The sequence below is a fragment of the Shewanella sp. ULN5 genome (genome assembly GCF_030731885.1).
Classification (GTDB): Bacteria; Pseudomonadota; Gammaproteobacteria; order Enterobacterales; family Shewanellaceae; genus Shewanella; species Shewanella holmiensis.
In genome coordinates this window covers 1-18,136 of the sequence record NZ_JAPJEE010000008.1, presented here as the reverse complement: position 1 = coordinate 18,136, position 18,136 = coordinate 1, and the positions used below count along the sequence as shown (strand labels likewise).

The 18,136-nt window shown below is 40.8% G+C and carries 10 protein-coding genes; 6 read left to right on the top strand and 4 right to left on the bottom strand.

Annotated features, from left to right (window positions below):
- The first annotated feature begins 90 nt into the window (after window positions 1-90).
- From ackA to ORI98_RS09420, 4 genes are all read left to right on the top strand, one after another.
- A complete protein-coding gene (ackA, locus tag ORI98_RS09435) occupies window positions 91-1,293 on the top strand; it encodes an acetate kinase (protein WP_261296949.1) in 1,203 nt (400 codons plus the stop codon).
- 220 nt (window positions 1,294-1,513) lie between these two features.
- Complete coding sequence (pta, locus tag ORI98_RS09430) at window positions 1,514-3,661, top strand: phosphate acetyltransferase (RefSeq protein WP_261296907.1); 2,148 nt, start codon at window positions 1,514-1,516, stop codon at window positions 3,659-3,661.
- A gap of 439 nt (window positions 3,662-4,100) precedes the next feature.
- The gene (locus tag ORI98_RS09425) at window positions 4,101-4,538 is read left to right on the top strand and encodes a hypothetical protein (RefSeq protein WP_261296908.1); all 438 of its coding nucleotides are present in this window, start codon (window positions 4,101-4,103) and stop codon (window positions 4,536-4,538) included.
- A gap of 693 nt (window positions 4,539-5,231) precedes the next feature.
- Window positions 5,232-5,456 carry a hypothetical protein gene (locus tag ORI98_RS09420; protein ID WP_261296909.1) on the top strand — a complete coding sequence of 75 codons (225 nt, stop codon included), beginning with the start codon at window positions 5,232-5,234 and terminating at the stop codon, window positions 5,454-5,456.
- Between the two features lie 66 nt (window positions 5,457-5,522).
- Here the strand turns inward: ORI98_RS09420 and hrpA are convergent, their stop codons facing one another.
- From hrpA to ORI98_RS09405, 3 genes are all read right to left on the bottom strand, one after another.
- Window positions 5,523-9,434 carry an ATP-dependent RNA helicase HrpA gene (gene hrpA, locus ORI98_RS09415; protein ID WP_371931144.1) on the bottom strand — a complete coding sequence of 1,304 codons (3,912 nt, stop codon included), beginning with the start codon at window positions 9,432-9,434 and terminating at the stop codon, window positions 5,523-5,525.
- Between the two features lie 99 nt (window positions 9,435-9,533).
- On the bottom strand, window positions 9,534-9,950 hold the full coding sequence (locus ORI98_RS09410; RefSeq protein ID WP_261296911.1) for a CBS domain-containing protein: 417 nt from the start codon (window positions 9,948-9,950) through the stop codon (window positions 9,534-9,536).
- A 294-nt stretch (window positions 9,951-10,244) separates the two neighbouring features.
- Entirely contained in the window at window positions 10,245-11,240 is a 996-nt protein-coding gene (locus tag ORI98_RS09405; RefSeq protein WP_371931148.1) for an isoaspartyl peptidase/L-asparaginase family protein, read from the bottom strand.
- A 166-nt stretch (window positions 11,241-11,406) separates the two neighbouring features.
- On the opposite strand from ORI98_RS09405, the gene ORI98_RS09400 reads away from it, so the two are divergent.
- Together ORI98_RS09400 and ORI98_RS09395 are read left to right on the top strand one after the other, a co-directional pair.
- A complete protein-coding gene (locus tag ORI98_RS09400) occupies window positions 11,407-13,254 on the top strand; it encodes an autotransporter assembly complex family protein (RefSeq protein WP_371931143.1) in 1,848 nt (615 codons plus the stop codon).
- The gene (locus ORI98_RS09395) at window positions 13,254-17,354 is read left to right on the top strand and encodes a translocation/assembly module TamB domain-containing protein (RefSeq protein WP_306135062.1); all 4,101 of its coding nucleotides are present in this window, start codon (window positions 13,254-13,256) and stop codon (window positions 17,352-17,354) included. The genes ORI98_RS09400 and ORI98_RS09395 overlap by 1 nt, the downstream gene beginning before the upstream one ends.
- A 77-nt stretch (window positions 17,355-17,431) precedes the next feature.
- Here ORI98_RS09395 and rplY read toward each other — a convergent pair whose 3' ends face one another.
- Window positions 17,432-17,716: a 50S ribosomal protein L25 gene (rplY, locus tag ORI98_RS09390; protein ID WP_306135061.1), complete on the bottom strand. Its 285-nt coding sequence runs from the start codon at window positions 17,714-17,716 to the stop codon at window positions 17,432-17,434.
- Between the last annotated feature and the right edge of the window lie 420 nt (window positions 17,717-18,136).

Sequence of the window (18,136 nt, the reverse complement as noted above, 5' to 3'; positions counted from 1 at the left end):
TACCAATGCACTGCCAAACATCGCTTAGGCGGTGCATTCTATAAAATTGTTGATTAAGCTTATTAAGGTCTAATTATGTCAGATAACCAAGTGTCAGATAATTTAGTATTAGTTTTAAACTGTGGCAGTTCATCGCTTAAATTTGCCGTTATTGGTGCAAAATCCGGTGAAGAACACATTTCTGGTTTAGCAGAATGCTTTGGTCTTGAAGACTCGCGTATAAAATGGAAAGCTCAAGGCGGCAAAAACGAAGCTAAATTAGGCGCATTTACCGCGCATCGTGAAGCTGTTGAATATATTGTTAAGACGATTCTAGCTGGCCAACCTGAGTTAGCCGCACAAATTAAAGCTATTGGTCATCGTATTGTACATGGCGGCGAGAAATTTACCCGTTCAGTCATTATCACTCCAGATGTTATTCAGGGCATTGAAGACTGTGCCTCACTTGCACCATTACATAACCCTGCTCATTTGATTGGTATTCGTGCGGCGATGGCATCATTCCCAGCATTACCACAAGTCGCTGTATTTGATACTGCTTTCCACCAAACTATGCCTGAAAAAGCTTTCGTTTATGCCCTGCCATATAAACTTTACCGTGAACATGGTATTCGTCGTTATGGCATGCATGGTACCAGCCATTTATATGTTAGTCGTGAAGCGGCGAAAGTGCTTAACAAACCGATTTCAGAAACCAATGTTATCGTAGCTCACTTAGGTAATGGCGCTTCTGTTACAGCCATCAAAGGTGGTAAAAGTGTTGATACATCAATGGGGTTAACTCCACTTGAAGGTTTGGTCATGGGCACACGTTGTGGCGACCTAGACCCGTCTATTATTTTCCATTTAGTCGACCAACTAGGTTATACCCTTACCGAAGTTAACAATTTATTGAATAAGCAAAGTGGTCTTTTAGGGATATCTGAATTAACCAATGATTGCCGTGGTATTGAAGAAGGCTATCAAGATGGCCACAAAGGTGCCACATTGGCATTAGAGATATTCTGTTACCGTTTAGCCAAATACATTGCGGCTTATACCGTGCCACTAGGACGTTTAGATGCGATTATTTTCACTGGAGGAATTGGTGAAAACTCTGACATTATTCGTGCAAAAGTATTGGATTTATTAGCTATATTTAACTTCACTGTTGATGAAACTAAAAACAAGGCTGCACGTTTTGGCCATGATGGCATCATAACTGCGGATAATAGCCCTATCGCGATGGTGATCCCAACTAATGAAGAGTGGGTTATTGCTGAAGATGCGGTTAAGTTGATTTCTGCGAAGTAACGGCAAGTCAGATTTTAAATATATGCCAAACAGGTATTTGCATCACTCACTGCGTGACAGAAGAAGTCTGACTAAAGACTAACCACAGACGCATGCATTTACCTGTTATCAGCACAACGTTCAAGTTGGCTCGATAACAATTGAACTTAGGCTGTCTGAACGCCATTTATCTCTTAACCCGAGTTAAGGTTAAGTAAACATTACATTATTAGAGGTTTTTATGTCTCGAAATATTATGCTGGTTCCAATCGGAATAGGCGTGGGTTTAACATCGATCAGTTTAGGTATGGTACGTGCTCTTGAGCGTAAAGGCGTTAAAGTGCAGTTTTTCAAACCGATTGCTCAAATCCGCTCGGGCGATAAAGGCCCTGAACGTTCAACAACTATCTTAAGCAAGTCGCCTACGGTTAACCCTCTTGAGCCATTTAACATGGATCATGCTGAAGCCTTAATCCGTTCTGAGCAAACAGATGTGTTAATGGAACAAATTATTGCCAGAGCCGCAGAATGTGCCACAAATACTGAAACGATTGTAATTGAAGGCTTAGTACCTACTCGCAGTCATCCATTTGCAGATGACATTAACTACGAAATAGCCAAAGCACTTGATGCTGATGTGGTATTTATTGCAACGCCTGGCAATGACACCCCAAATGGCTTAATGAACCGTTTAGAGATTGCTTACAACTCTTGGGGTGGTGTTAAAAATAAACGTGTTATTGGCGCAGTTATCAACAAAATTGGTGCACCAACGGATGAAGAAGGTCGTGCTCGTCCCGACTTATCTGAAGTATTTGATCATAATGACATCAAAATTGGCGATACTGCAGGTATGTTCCAACTACCAGGAAAAAGCCCATTACGTATTCTCGGCAGTGTGCCATACAACTTAGATTTAATTTCACCACGAGCATCGGATTTAGCTAAGCATTTAAATGCCAAAATCATCAATGCTGGTGAAATGCATACCCGCCGTATGCGTCGGGTAACATTTTGCGCCCGTTCGATCCCTAATATGGTTAATCATATTAAAACCAACTCATTGTTGGTGACCTCAGGTGATCGCTCTGATGTCATTGTATCGGCGTGTTTAGCGGCAATGAACGGCGTAAAAATTGGCGCATTACTACTCACAGGTGGTTATGAACCTGAACCTGAAATCATGAAGCTTTGTGAGCAAGCATTCGATACTGGCTTACCTGTTTTCTTAATTGACAGTAATACATGGCAAACCTCGCTCAATATTCAGCGATTTGATCATGAAGTCCCTGTGGACGATTCTGTGCGTGTGGAAAAAGTACAAGAGTACGTTGCCAGCCATATAGATCAAAGCTGGATTGAAAGTGTGACTCAAGATTCAACCCGCGAGCATCGCTTATCGCCACCAGCATTCCGTTACAAGCTAACAGAACTTGCTCGCGCAGCACGTAAGACCATTGTTCTACCTGAAGGTGAAGAACCTCGTACAATCAAAGCAGCTGCGATTTGTGCAGAGCGTGGCATTGCCCGCTGTGTATTACTAGGCAACAGAGAAGAAATTTTGCGTATCGCTTCGGTTCAAGATGTCGTATTAGGTGAAGGTGTTGAAATTATCGACCCAGAAACGGCACGCGACAAATATGTAGAGCCAATGCTTGGGCTACGTCGCCATAAAGGATTAACCGAAGTCGTTGCCAAAGAGCAATTAGAAGACAACATGGTTTTAGGCACCATGATGTTAGCAGAAGATGAAGTAGATGGTATTGTATCAGGTGCAATTAACACCACGGCTAATACTATCCGCCCACCGTTACAGTTAATTAAAACGGCGCCAGGTTCAAGCCTAGTGTCGTCAATCTTCTTCATGTTGATGCCTGATCAAGTACTTGTTTATGGCGACTGTGCTATTAATCCGGATCCAAATCCAGAGCAATTAGCCGACATCGCAATTCAGTCAGCAGAATCCGCAGCCGCATTTGGTATCGAGCCACGTGTGGCAATGATCAGTTACTCTACTGGAACCTCAGGAACAGGCTCTGATGTGGATAAAGTACGTGAAGCTACACGTATTGCGAAAGAAAAACGTCCAGATTTAATCATTGACGGCCCACTACAATACGATGCAGCCGTGATGCCAAATGTGGCCCAGTCTAAGGCACCAAATAGCCCAGTAGCAGGCAAAGCTACCGTATTCGTATTCCCAGATTTAAACACAGGTAATACGACTTACAAAGCGGTTCAGCGTAGTGCTGATTTGATCAGTATTGGTCCAATGCTTCAGGGGATGCGTAAGCCAGTAAACGATTTATCTCGTGGTGCATTAGTAGATGATATTGTTTACACCATCGCATTAACTGCCATCCAAGCTGCACAAAACGAAGCGAAATAAACCGTTTCAGCGGCAATTTGTCGATAAATTAAAGACACATAAAAGCACTGCTGTAATTGCAGTGCTTTTTTATTACAGTGCTTTTTATTACGGTGATTTACTGAAAGAGGTAATTTTTAACCAAGAAATATAAGCGATAAAAAACAATGCGTTAGATGTATTGCGCTAATTCGTTAACATACTTGTCCACAGATTCTGTGGATAACCTTTAAGACGCACACTTTTAGCGGCTATTAAGGTAAATGCCGTGGCTAGGTTTAGTTATTAGTACACTTTCACCATAGCAATTTTTACACTACCCTTGCTAGTGCTAAATTAATTATAGATACTATTAGTTATTCATTTGGCTAAGTTTTATACCAAACCCACTATTTGATATGGGTTTGCGTTTAATTTCTCTTTTGCCCGAGGTTGTTTTGATAAGGTTATCGATATTTTTATGTATAGATTCATTCTAATTTTCAGTTTATTGGCATTATTGGGCTGTGAGAAGATCGTCGAAAAAACGGAAGCGCCACAAACACCTGAAAGTGTCACGCTTAGCTTTTTCGAAGCGATTTATACCGACAGAGATGTCAGTAAAGCCCTGCCCTATGTCACCGCTGAATTGAGAGAGGTGTTAGAACACTACCATATTGCTTCATCAGTACAACGTCATGTACTAGGGTTATCAATGACAAACGTCACCATGACTATTGATGAAATCGATATCGACTTTTTCCGCAAGTTTACTGACGAAGTGACCATTATTGTCAAAATGGAAGGACTTAAAGGCGGTAAACCTTGGGTAGATGATCGGACCTTACTCCTCGAAAAACGCGGTAATAAATGGGTGATAATTGAAGTGCTACCGGAAAAAGGCCGTATTGGCGGTTAAGCATTTCCCCCATATTAATGGGCCTGCTGGTTGCAGGCCATTCTTTAAGCTCCAAGCATAGACACAACTAAAGATTTCATCCCTGCATCAACCTCATCTTAAATGCTCACTTGAAGATGTAAAATGTCCAACCTAAAAAAGATAAAAAAATAGCAGCCTAGGCTGCTATTTTCAAATGTGCTTGTATTTTCTCTTGGAGCGTTAACCTAAATCTATAGGTTGGTATTCCGAGTTCAGTAGTTATTACTCTTCTTCAGAAGGTAATGACTCTAACACGTCGTCTTTTACTTGGTAGTAAGCGTTTTCGTATTCATGAACTTCCATAATCACTCCAATCATCTTTTCAGGTCGTTGAGGGTCTAGGTATGTTTATTTTTTGACTATTTTGTCAGTAACATTTGCCTATTAACAGAGAAGAGTACCAATCACGTTCTTCTTGCTGACAAGTATATCAACCAAAGGATCCGCATTACTAGCCTAACAGCTCATTTATTACAAAAAACTTACAGAATTGAATGTTTTTATTGCTGAATAATGCAATATACCATCAAATACGTGAAAGACTTTCATTTTCTGATTCACTTTTTATACCCTCAACATGATTTTTTAAACTCCATTACTTCCAATGGTTATAACAGAATGTTTTTTTAAGGCTATATTTTAAATAACCCCAACCAGTTTTAGGGAGTTACGATGAATACACTTGTTGAGTATGAAGCCAGTAAATTAGTTGATTTGTTTGCTAAAGCAGACAATTTAGCAATGCATTTGTTTATGGATAATATGAGCATGCCTGTAGATGTCCAAGACAGACTGATTAGCGAAATATCAGCCCTTAACCAGATTGATCAACAATCTGTAGGTGAAATTATTGAGCATCATGGCCAAAGCCTTATGTCTGAGCGTTTGCGTTGGTAAAACTTGCCATAAAAAAACCTCAATTTACAATACAAATTGAGGTTGAGTTTTAATCATCACAGTGATTTAAACTTGATTAATATGATTCAAAATACGCTTTTCAGAAATAGGATATGCAGTGCCTAACACTTGAGCAAAACATGACACACGATATTCCTCAATCATCCACCTCGCCTCGATCAACGCATCTGGCACCGGTTGCAAGCGAGGCACTTTAGCCAGTTGCGCAGCGAGTATCCCTTCTACCTTACTAATACTGTGCATGTGTAATCTATCTCGACTTGGATCAACGGGTAATTTGTCTAAGCGATTTTCTATTGCTGATAAATAACGAGCAACATCCGCTAATTTATCCCAACCACATTCCTGTACAAAGCCTTTATAAACCAATTTATCCAATTGGGTTTGTATGTCACTCATAGCAAATGCAATATCGAAACTGATTTTTCCTTTCAAACGTTTTTTGATCTGTTGGTAAATTGTCAGCACCTTTTCAACTTTCAAGGCAATATGTTCCGCGGTGACATTTAACTCTTGTCTAACCCAATCTTTTGCTTGTTCAAACTGCTGTTCATTGCGAATATCCAGATTTTTTTGATCAAGCAATTGTTGCACTGAGGCTTGAATAATATCGTCAATCAACAATTGAACCTGCCCAAACGGATTAAAGTACATCGCCAGTTTCGCTTTATTGGGTAAGGATTTTTGTAAATGCTTAACCGGTGAAGGAATATTGATGAGTAATAAACGTCTGATCCCTAAGCGATGCTGTTTAGCCGCTTCAATTTCATCATCAAACAGCTTAATTGCCACATCGACTTTATTATCAATTAACGCAGGAAAGGCTTTTACTTCGTAGTTGCCTTTTCGTTGTTGATATTGTTCAGGCAAATTGCCAAACGACCATGAGGTTAAACTTTCCTGTTCAATGCCTTTGTCAGCCACTTGGCGAATAGCTTTCGCTACCACACCTTGCAACTGCTCTTTTAACGGCTCAATTTGTCGACCTTGTGCGACTAATCGACCTTTATCATCTTCAATTTTGAAGTTAATCAATAAATGGGCGGTTAATTGGCTAAAATCAAAATCATCAGGGCTGATACGCGTCCCGCTCATGCGAAGTAATTGCTTACACAAACTGTCTATTAAGGGTAACTCGAACGGTGTCATTGCTTGCACACACGCTTTAGCATAATCCGGTGCGGGGACAAAATTACGTCTTAAAGCTTTAGGCAGTGATTTAATTAATGCAACCACTTTCTCTTCTCTAAGACCGGGGACCACCCAGTCAAAATCTTGCTCATCTATCTGATTTAACAATGCAACAGGAATATGAACAGACACCCCATCATCAGCACTTGCCGGTTCAAAATGGTAACTAACAGTTAGTGCTAAATTGCCTTTATGCCATACTTCTGGAAAATCTAACGCAGAAACATGATCAGCACTGCGCTGCATCAATAGATCTTCATTAAAATCCAATAACTCAGGTTGATCTATACGGGCTTTTTTCCACCATTTAAAAAATAGCGGCGCATTATAAATACCTTCAGGTATCCGTGGCTCATAAAAATCTACCAGCACATCTTCATCAACGAGAATGTCTCGACGTCTTGATTTATGCTCAAGGTTTTCAATGTCTTCTAATAACTTTTGATTATTAACAAAGAAAGCTTCTTTAGTTTGTAATTGACCTTCAGCAAGTGCGCTTCTAATAAAAATTTCACGGGCTTCAATCGGTTCAATTGGGCCATATTGCACTCGACGACGATTAACAATGGTTAAGCCATAAAGCACCTGGTTTTCAAATGCCACCACGCTACCCGCTTTGGCTTCAAAATGCGGTTCAACATGGTTTTTCTTAATTAAATGGGTTGCTAATGGTTCTAACCATTCGGGTTGAATTTTGGCGCAACAACGGGCAAATAAGCGTGAAGTTTCAGTTAACTCTGCTGCCATAATCCACTTAGGGCCTTTTTTAGCCAGCGGTGAGCCAGGGAAAACAAAAAACTTGCGATTACGCGCTCCTAAGTATTCATTATTGGCATCTTTAAAGCCTATATGGCTGAGTAAACCCGCTAGCAAGGCTTTATGTAAATTATCGTAACCTGCTGGCGTATCATTCAAGCGCCATTTTAATTCGTGAACAGCCTGTTTTAGCTGGGTATATAGATCTTGCCATTCACGAACACGTAAATAAGCAAGGTATTCATCGCGACATTGTTTTCTAAATTGGCTAGCTGACAATTCGCGCTTCTGATCTTTAATGTGATCCCATAATTTTACCCAGCTACTGAAATCAGAATCTTTATCAGCAAACCGATTATGGCACTCATCGGCAGCTTGTTTTTTCTCTATTGGGCGCTCGCGTGGGTCTTGAATTGATAACCCTGCAGTGATCACTAGAGCTTCATGCAAACAGCCTTGTTGATTAGCCTCAAACACCATACGAGCTAATCGAGGATCAAGGGGGATTTTAGCTAAATTACGCCCAAGTTGGGTGAGCACTAAATCACCCTTTTGTTTTTTGACTGCTTGTAGCTCTTCTAACAACAAAAATCCGTCGCGAATGTGCTTTTGCTCTGGCGGTTGAATAAACGGAAAACCCGCTATATCACCTAAACCAATAGCTAACATTTGCAAAATAACCGAGGCTAAATTGGTGCGTAAAATTTCAGGGTCGGTAAATTCTGGACGCTGAATAAAATCTGACTCATCATACAAGCGGATACAAATCCCTGGGCCTACACGACCGCATCGTCCTTGACGCTGGTTCGCACTGGCTTGGGAAATTGGTTCAATCGGTAAACGTTGTACTTTGGTCCGATAACTGTAGCGACTTATCCTGGCGGTACCTGGATCAATCACATAGCGAATCCCAGGAACCGTTAATGAGGTTTCTGCCACGTTGGTAGCCAATACTATTCGACGGCCGATATGGCTGCTAAATACTTTAGATTGCTCACCGTAAGACAGCCTTGCATACAATGGCAGAATTTCTGTATCGCGATACTTCTGTTTACGCAGCATGTCTGCGGTATCTCGAATTTCTCGTTCACCGTTCATAAAAATAAGGATATCACCAGGACCTTCGGCAATTAGTTCATCAACGGCGGCAAAAATACCATCGGTGACATCACGATCAGCATCATCATTTTGCAGCAAAGGACGATATCGGGTGTCTACGGGATAGGTACGACCTGACACTTCAATTACAGGCGCATTGTCAAAGTGCTTGGAGAACCGCTCTACATCTATCGTGGCGGAAGTAATAATCACTTTAAGTTCAGGTCGTTTTTTCAGTACTTGCTTTAAATATCCTAAAATGAAGTCGATATTGAGACTACGCTCATGTGCTTCATCAATAATGATTGCATCATATTGATTTAGATACTTATCGGATGTGAGCTCAGCCAGTAAAATACCGTCGGTCATTAGCTTAACGTAGCTATTTTCACTTATGGCATCGGCAAAACGCACTTTAAAACCAACCACCTCACCTAGCGGACTATTCAATTCATCTGCGATACGGGTGGCAACGCTTCGAGCTGCAAGGCGTCGTGGTTGAGTATGACCAATAATGCCTCGGCAACCCAGCCCTAAGTCTAGGCATATTTTAGGCAACTGGGTGGTTTTACCTGACCCCGTTTCACCCGCCACGATCACGACTTGATTCGTTGCGATGGCACTGGCAATTTCATCACGTTTTTGAGAAACAGGTAAGTCATCGGAATAATGTATTTTAGGGCGGTTATTCAGACGCTGTTGTACTTTTTCAACAGATGCGATTGCTCTCGCTTCAAGATCCGCTATTTCGGCTTGTTTGGCGGCTTCACTTTTGGGTGCTGAGTTGCTTTGCTTATTAAGACGGAACAATCGGCGACGAATGTAGGCCGCGTCGGTTTGCACGCAACGCTGTAAGAAGGCTTTGGAGAGTGGCTTAATATCCGCGTTCAAATTTGTTTCCTTGGCTAGCATCGATATTGAAATAGTCGATCCTAGCAAGGAAGCGGAGACATTGGTATGTTTAAGCGTATCAGAATGGTGGCTTTTTAGGCACCTATGCCGATAATCACTTTACGCTGGTGTTAAATAACATTGTTGCATGTAGGTGTTCATCGCTTTGAGGACATCTTGGCGTGTAATTGCACCAACAACCTTACCTTGATCGACAACAGGATAAATCTTAGGTTTCTCACCTGTCATTTGTTCTGCCAAATGCAGCATACTGTCTTGCGGGCCAACACTTAACACCTCTGTTCGCATACAATCTTTAACCGTACTGGTTAAGTCACAGTGATAACTGCTTTTTAGCATCACGGCCAAACAATCCTGTTGTGATAAAAAGCCAACTAACTCGCCTTGTTCGCCAATCACAGGGGCGCCTGGACGGTTACTGGTCAGTAACTTTTCAACCGCCACTGCAATAGACATATTGGCTTTAAGCAACACCGGGCGTTTATCCATATAATCGATAATTTTAATAGAATCCATTTTATTTCCCCATAATGATTTTACCAACCAACCCTAATAAAATCATGTTTAGCGCATAGGGTTGGGAGACTGTTTTTGTAGGCTCTTTGAGAATACTCAATACTAGTAAGCTCTCTCATCAAAAACCAACTTATTTACGAGCACGTGATCACACCATGCTTATTGTTAAGTTTAGTCAAAAATCATTAAACAGCAGCAAAATAAAATAAATCAATATCATCGAATGAATCGATTAGCCCTAAAACTTAACCACAACACTTATGTATTTAGCTGAACTCTGGTTAAGTTATTTAATTATTTATCACGCCAAATCATAACATTAGTTGGTTGGTCACCGACTTTAGTTGCCCTATACATCCCCGTAGTATTAAAGGGAGTGGCAATATTGCCTTTATCATCAATCGCAATGACTCCGCCGGTGCCGCCCGCGGTGACTAATCTTTGGTTGATAACCTCATCAGCAGCCTGAATAATCGATTTTTGTTGGTATTTTACTCGTGCGCAAATATCGGCTGCCACATTGTATCGAATAAAGTATTCACCATGTCCAGTTGCTGAGATAGCACAAGTGCCATTTTCGGCATAATTACCCGCACCAATCACTGGGGCATCGCCAATTCGGCCAAATCGTTTTGCCGTCATGCCGCCTGTCGAGGTTCCAGCGGCAAGGTTGCCTTGCTTATCAAGCGCAACCGCGCCCACAGTTCCAAATTTATAGTTGGCATCAAGTTGATTAACCGAGGCTTGGTAATCATGATCTTTCGCTTCAGATTTAATAATTTTTTGTTTGGCATCGAGAAGTTGGTTATATCTATGCGTGGTATCAAAGTGTTGATTTGATACAAACGTCATGCCTTGAGTAATGGCAAACTCTTCAGCACCCTGGCCATAAAGCATGACATGGGGAGATTTCTCCATCACGGCTCGAGCTAAATTAATAGGGTTTTTGATATGAGTGACACCCGCAACCGCCCCTGCAGCCATGTTGCGTCCATCCATTACGGATGCATCTAATTCATGTTTTCCATCGAAGGTATAAACCGCGCCCACCCCTGCGTTAAATAGTGGGCTATCTTCTAATACATTAATGGCGGCTTGAACGGCATCTAAACTGTCACCGCCTTTGGTTAAGATTTCATGTCCGGCATTAATCGCTTGTTGTAATTTATCTCGATAAGCTTGTTGTTGAACTTCGCTTAAATCGGCTTCGTTAATCGTGCCAGCTCCGCCATGAATAGCGATTGAAAACGGCTTATCGTCATTAGCATATACGTTAAAACTGAGCCCCATTAGTAATGAAGCGATGCCCAGTCCAGCATTAAAACGACAAAATAGTTTATTTTTCATTGTTATTATTCCTCTTAGCGTTAATTCAGCCTATTGTTTGCCTTGCGACTTTAACGCTTTCTAGCGACAATATAAACAAGATGTGTATAAATCAGTAAGTACCTAAATATTGTTAATTAATTGTTTTAGAATTAGCCTTTTTTTAATCTTAGCGCTTACTGTATTTCGCAGTAATAGCGCACCTGCGGCTAACGATTTATTAACGGTTTCCATTTCAGGGGTAGAATCCTCCCTAGAAAAGAATATTCGCTCCCATTTAGGCGCCTTACCTAAAAATGAAATTCAGCGCAGGGCATTTTTATTTACCGTTGAAGAGAATACTAATGAAGCATTAGAGTCCATGGGCTTTTATCAAGCCAAACTGGATGTCAATGTTACTGAAACAAACAAAGGCCCTTGGAAACTCAGTATCAAGGTTGACCCACAAGAACCCGTTAGATTGCAGTGGGTGGATATTAATTTTGATGGTGAAATGCTAGAGGATATCTCCTTTAGACGCTGGTTAGATGGATTAACCATCAAACCGGGAGATCCCTTACACCATGGCCAATATGAAACGGTTAAATCACAGCTAATGACGCTTGCACTGGCGCGAGGTTATTTTGATGGACGTTTTACCCGTTCAGAAATCGTCATCAATCGTGACAAAAATACCGCACAGATTAACCTTCATTTTGAATCAGGCCCTCGTTATCGGTTCGGCGATGTGACATTTGAAGGCCACACCCTCAATGATAATATCATTCAGGAACTCGTCCCATTTGAGTCGGATACACCATACGCTAGATCAGAACTCACCCACTTAAATCGAAACCTTATTGATGTTGGTTATTTTAGTAATATTAAAATATTACCTGAAGTAGAAAAAATCAATAATGGAAACGTTCCCATAAAAGTCGAATTAACGCCACGTCCAAGCTCTTCTATTGAATTAGGCGCGGGTGTCGACATAGGAAACAGTAGTGAAAGCGCGGTCGAACCAAGAATTCGTGTCACTTGGCGAACTCCGCAGGTTAATCGTTACGGGCACAGTCAAGAAACTACAGCTGAATGGTCACCGAACACGCCAAGACTGTTAACAACTTTTACTATTCCGTTAACCGATCCTTTAGACGATCAACTTAAAATAAAACTTGGGGTGTTACGTGATGAATATGGCGTGATTCAGGACTATGTCCCAGAGGACCGACAATTCGTTAATACTGGCCAACTTGAAGCTGAAAAATATCTCATTGGTGTAATTAGGCAAAGGCGAACTGAAAATAACTGGCTGTTTGGTTATTCTGTGGAAGCCATAAAAGAATTCTACACACAAGAAGATATTGATTACAAACCAAATTTTTACCTGCTTGGGATAGGTGCATCTAAAACTATTCGAGGTGATAACACCCTCGACCCTAAATCAGGGTTTCGTCAAACATACAGCCTTGAATATGCCGACCCTAATTTGGGCTCAGCTATTCGATTAGCTCGTTTGCAGGCTAAACTAAAATGGATTGATACTTTCTTCGATAAGCACCGTTTTGTTGCGCGCCTTGATTTAGGCGCTAACCTAGCGAATGAAGAAGACCTTCCTTTTATTGCGCCATCCTTAAGATATTTTGCAGGAGGCGATCAATCGGTTCGTGGTTATCGATATCAAGAGCTTGGACCGTATATCGACTATGAAAACGCGCAAGGCGGTCTTTCTCGCCAAGTGATTGGCGGACGCTATTTGATCGTGGGCAGTTTAGAATATCAATATTATTTAACCCCAACCTGGCGAGTGGCAACGTTTGTTGATGCTGGTAATGCTTTTGATACCGACCAATTTGAATCCGTCATGTCTGTCGGTGGCGGTGTGCACTGGATATCGCCAATTGGTTCAATCAAGTTAGACTTGGGCTTCGGCTTAAAAGAAACCGAAACAGTTGAGCGTTCATTCCGATTCCATTTAACAATGGGAAGTGAATTATAATGAGCTCATCAAAAATGCCGGGCAATGTTAAAGAACATAATAACAAAACAGCTGAGGTAAATGACAGCTCAGCACGTGAACTCTCGTCAAATGAAACCATGGAAAACAAGGAAAAATATCAAGCTGATGATGTAGCAATGAACAAGGCTGAAATGAATGAGTCTATTGTAAAAGACACTTTATTCATTGCCCTGTTAAAACATTTATGGCGTAGTTTTAAATTTTATACCCGAATTATTATTTACATCCCGTTATTACTATTGATTATTATTGCCTTGGTACTGGGCACTTCTATCGGTAGCAATGTGGGTATCACGATCGCAAGCCAGTTGATCCCGAACCTTGAGTTAGATTACCAATCTGGCACTATCAACCATGATCTTAAACTCAACTACGCCTTTTGGGAGATGGATGGCATCAGTGTTGAGATAAATGATCTCGCGATAGAATGGCTGCCTCGCTGCTTTATTCAAAAACAACTATGCGTTGATACCCTCAGCGCGTCAAAAGTCACTGTTGATATTCAAACGGCGTTGCTAAGCGATACGGCAACTAACACTCTTGTTGATTCACAACTCATTGATCCAGCGGTGATTTCATCAACAAAAAGCAATATCAGTGACAATGATTTATCAAAGACAGAAAATACTTCTGCTAAACAGGACCCTGTAAAATCGGATGTATCCGACTCTGATTTATCCGAGCCTAATTCATCTGAGCAAGAGTTACTTATTCTGCCTTTTGATATTTCATTAAATCATGCCGATTTAGCAGCAATTAATGTCACTGTTAACGACATGCATTTTAATGCAAGCCAATTAAAGGCTAAAGCATTCTGGACTGGACCTGATTTAAAAGTAGAACATATCAGTAGTTTTGAACTAGCTGTCATCATTCCAACGGAAGCTGAAGAACAAACCTCAGCTGCCGAGTCGGCAAATAAACCATGGCCATTAGCAGACTTACCAGAAGTGTTTTTACCTTTTAGATTATTTATCAAAGAACTCAACTCGCTAGATAGCACGCTGCAAATTGGCCAACGTAAAGACTTTTTTGAACAAATTATTATTGCGGGTACTTACATTGGCTATAATGTAGACATTAGCCAATTACATTTAAAACATACCTATGGTGATATTGACTTAATTGGTGACATTAATTTAGTCGACAACTATCGAATGAACGTCAAAGTCGAATCAAATATTGATCAAATAGCTGAATTACCCGGTTTTACCAATCAGAAGCTCACCCTAGAGTTAACAGATGATTTAAAAAAGTTAGCCATAAATGCAAAATTATCCGGCGAGACAAGACTAAATCTGCAAGCGGAAGTCGGCTTTAACCTTGCAAGTTTACCTTTTAAGGGCGAAATATCTGACAGCAAATTACAATGGCCCTTCAAAGATCCACAATACCTTGCCAACATTCAATCTTTGCAGGCACAAGGTAAAATTGATGCAATTCAAGCTAAATTGGAGGGCCAATTTATAAGCCCATTCCATCCTGAGTTAAGCATAGATTCAAGCTTGGCATTCCAGCAAAACACCCTTAAACTTTATCCCTTAAATATCAATTCTAACGCGGGTCAATTGAGCGTTGAAGGTGAGGTTGATTTCGCTGATAACATCGCCTGGCAGGCAGAAGTCATTACCCAGGAGCTAAGCCTGCAAAATGTAGCATGGTTGCAGCAATACACCACTCTGCGCAGTAAAATAAGCGGTCAATTTGCTACAAATGGCAAGGTGTCTAAAGATAAATGGCAAATCGATATTAGCGATGCGGCATTAAAAGGTCGCATGAATGGCTACCCTGTTACATTAGAAGGTCAAGTGGCTGTAAATCAAGATTTTGCAGTCAATGCGCAAAACTTAAAAGCAACCGCCCTAGGTGCTGACTTGTTCATTAATGGACGAGCGGATTCTGTGTGGGATATTGATGCAGAGCTGAATGTCCCCGATTTAAGACAATGGCTTTCTGGTAGTAGAGGAAATATCCACGCTAAGATCGAAGTATCGGGTGAAAGTAGTAACCCGATTGTGGATTTAACTGCTGAAATGCAAAATACCAGTTTTGCTGGCGCTAAGTTAGATAACTTAACACTCAAAGCGCATTACCTTCCTTTGAGCCAGCACCAATATTCATTTGCTTTAGATAATCAAAATATTGTTTATAAAGGATACACGCTCAACAGTGTGAATATCGAAGGCAAAGGCGATCAAAACCAGCAAAACACCACTTTGATAACCACTGGCGATACGACAATTAATAGTGAATTATTAAGCCAAACCAATATTGATAAGCAAACCATTGATGCCACACTTCAGCAACTTAATATCAGTAATATATTTGGTCAGTGGCAATTAGATGAACCCATAGTGTTCGCTTGGGATCAGCTTAAAAACCGCGGTAAAATTGATGCATTTTGTATAAGTCATCCCCATAATAAACTTTGCCTTACAAGCAACGTTGAACTGGGTTCTAAAGGGCAGGTAGACATTAACTTTAGTGGCAATCCTGGACAGCTTTTAGCGCCAATTTTATCTAAAAACATTAATTGGGATGGCCATGCCGCGCTCACCACTCAAATTAATTGGCAACCTAAAACTAAGCCCACAGCATTAATTAATTTCACTCTTTTGCCCGGTAACATCAAACTGATCCGTAATATCAATAATGTGGTCAACATCGATTACCAAGAGTTGGTTTTAAAAGCTTCATTGGATGAAAAACAACTAAGAACAACCATCACAGCCGATTCAGATGGTATTGCCAGTTTACAAACAGAAATTAATATCAATGTAACACCTGACAGAACCCTTGATGGTTTTATCAATATTAACTCGTTAAAACTGGAACCCTTTGGTGAATTTTTCCCGAGGCTCCAAACCCTTAATGGAGATCTATTTAGCCGTATTAACCTTGCCGGTAGCCTAATTACGCCAAATATCACGGGTAATATCAAATTAGCAGATGGGGCTTTTGCATTAACCTCGAATCCGACATTGGTTGAAAAAATCTTCCTGGGATTACAGCTTAACGGCAAGCAAGCTGAATTAGATGGTCAATGGCACATGGGTGACGGCCAAGCCATTGTCAACGGTAAACTTTATTGGCCAGAAGGACAATTCTCCGGAGACATCAATGTTAAAGGTAATAAATTAGGGGTAATTCAACCTCCGATTGCCATTTTAGATGTGTCCCCTGACCTTAATATCAACTTTACCCATCAGCAAGTGGCTGTTAAAGGTTCGGTCAGCGTGCCTTCAGGTCAAATAAAAATCATGCAATTGTCCGAAGGCGGTGTAGCAATATCGAACGATGTGGTGTTTAACGATTCAATATCTGAACTCGAAGTACAGACAAGCCCATACGCTATTGTAGCGGACATTAACATTGATGTAGGTAAACAGCTGTCGATTGACGGCATGGGCTTAACAGGCAAGCTATCAGGGAACTTAAGGCTACAACAACAAGCCTTTAAAACGCCATTATTATTTGGCGACATCAAAGTCAACAATGGCAATTATAAATTCATGGGCCAAACCTTGAAGATTAATGCCGGTGAAGTCCAGTTTGTAGGTCCTATCGAAGTACCTAATTTAAATATTGAAGCGGTCAGAGAAATTAAAGATGACGACATTACCGCCGGCGTAAGAGTGACAGGCACAGCCATGCGCCCTTCAGTTATAGTGTTCTCAAACCCTGCGAAAGAACAAGCTGAAATCTTGTCATACATTCTCACTGGTAAGGGGTTCAGTAATGCCAGTGATCAACAAAACAACTCACTGATGTTGGGAGCTGCGTTAAGTTTAGGTTCACAAGTTGATGGTGGCGCAATGCAAAACATTGGTTCAACCGCCCGTGGCGTCATTGAGCAATTTGGTTTTTCCAATGTGCAACTGGATGCCAATGATGATGGCCGCGTTGCCATCAGTGGCTATATTGGTGAAAACTTGATGATAAAATACGGTATTGGGGTGTTCAATCCTGGATACGAAATGACAGTAAGATACTATTTATTTTCACAACTGTACCTTGAAACGGTATCAGGCAGTTTAAGTCAATCACTTGATATTTATTACAGTTTTGATATCGACTAAGCAATACAGCATTTCAAATATCATAAATAACAGACACAAAAAAAGCGCCTTAAGGCGCTTTTTTTTCATCAATGCGATTATGCAAAAATGAAGTCAACATGCTCAATTAGCGGTCTGAAAGCATGACGTTGCATAGCTTTAGGCACTACTTTGATTTCTTTACCGTCAAGAACGATAGTTAAACCTTCATAGAAATCTTTGTTTTCTTGAATGTTGATGATGTCTTTGTGTAAGAACTTAATAGCGATAGGCTCTTTACCTGGACCGTAGATTACAGCAGGAACCATATCTGCATGACGTAGGCGGCGGCTCGAACCTTTCCCGATTTCAGTGCGGATTTCGGCTTTGATAGTGTAAGACATGTTAATACTCACTTAAATAATATAAAAGAATGGGCGTCATTGTTCTCGACCAACAATGACTCAAATAAAGCGCGCGGATATTACCACGAACACTTAGCACCAACAAGCTAAATTCTATCTTATCTGCTTTATCTCGGGTATTAGCTTTCTAAATCCCCCTTACAAATTTAAAACCAAGAAACATTTCCGGTGTCACCCACTCTGATGGGGCAGCCTCACACATTAAATTAACCACATGGCAACTAGCAATCCATTGAAATAAAAAAAGCCCCGACGCAATGTCTAAGCTTGTTTATCCATTACTCAGTTTCGATATAAATATCAATGTGAGTCTAATAATGGAACCCGAGGCCAGACTTACTCTTGTAGACAAAAAGTGGCACGCTTATTTTTTTAGTGCGCCAGTGATTGTGCGTTTTC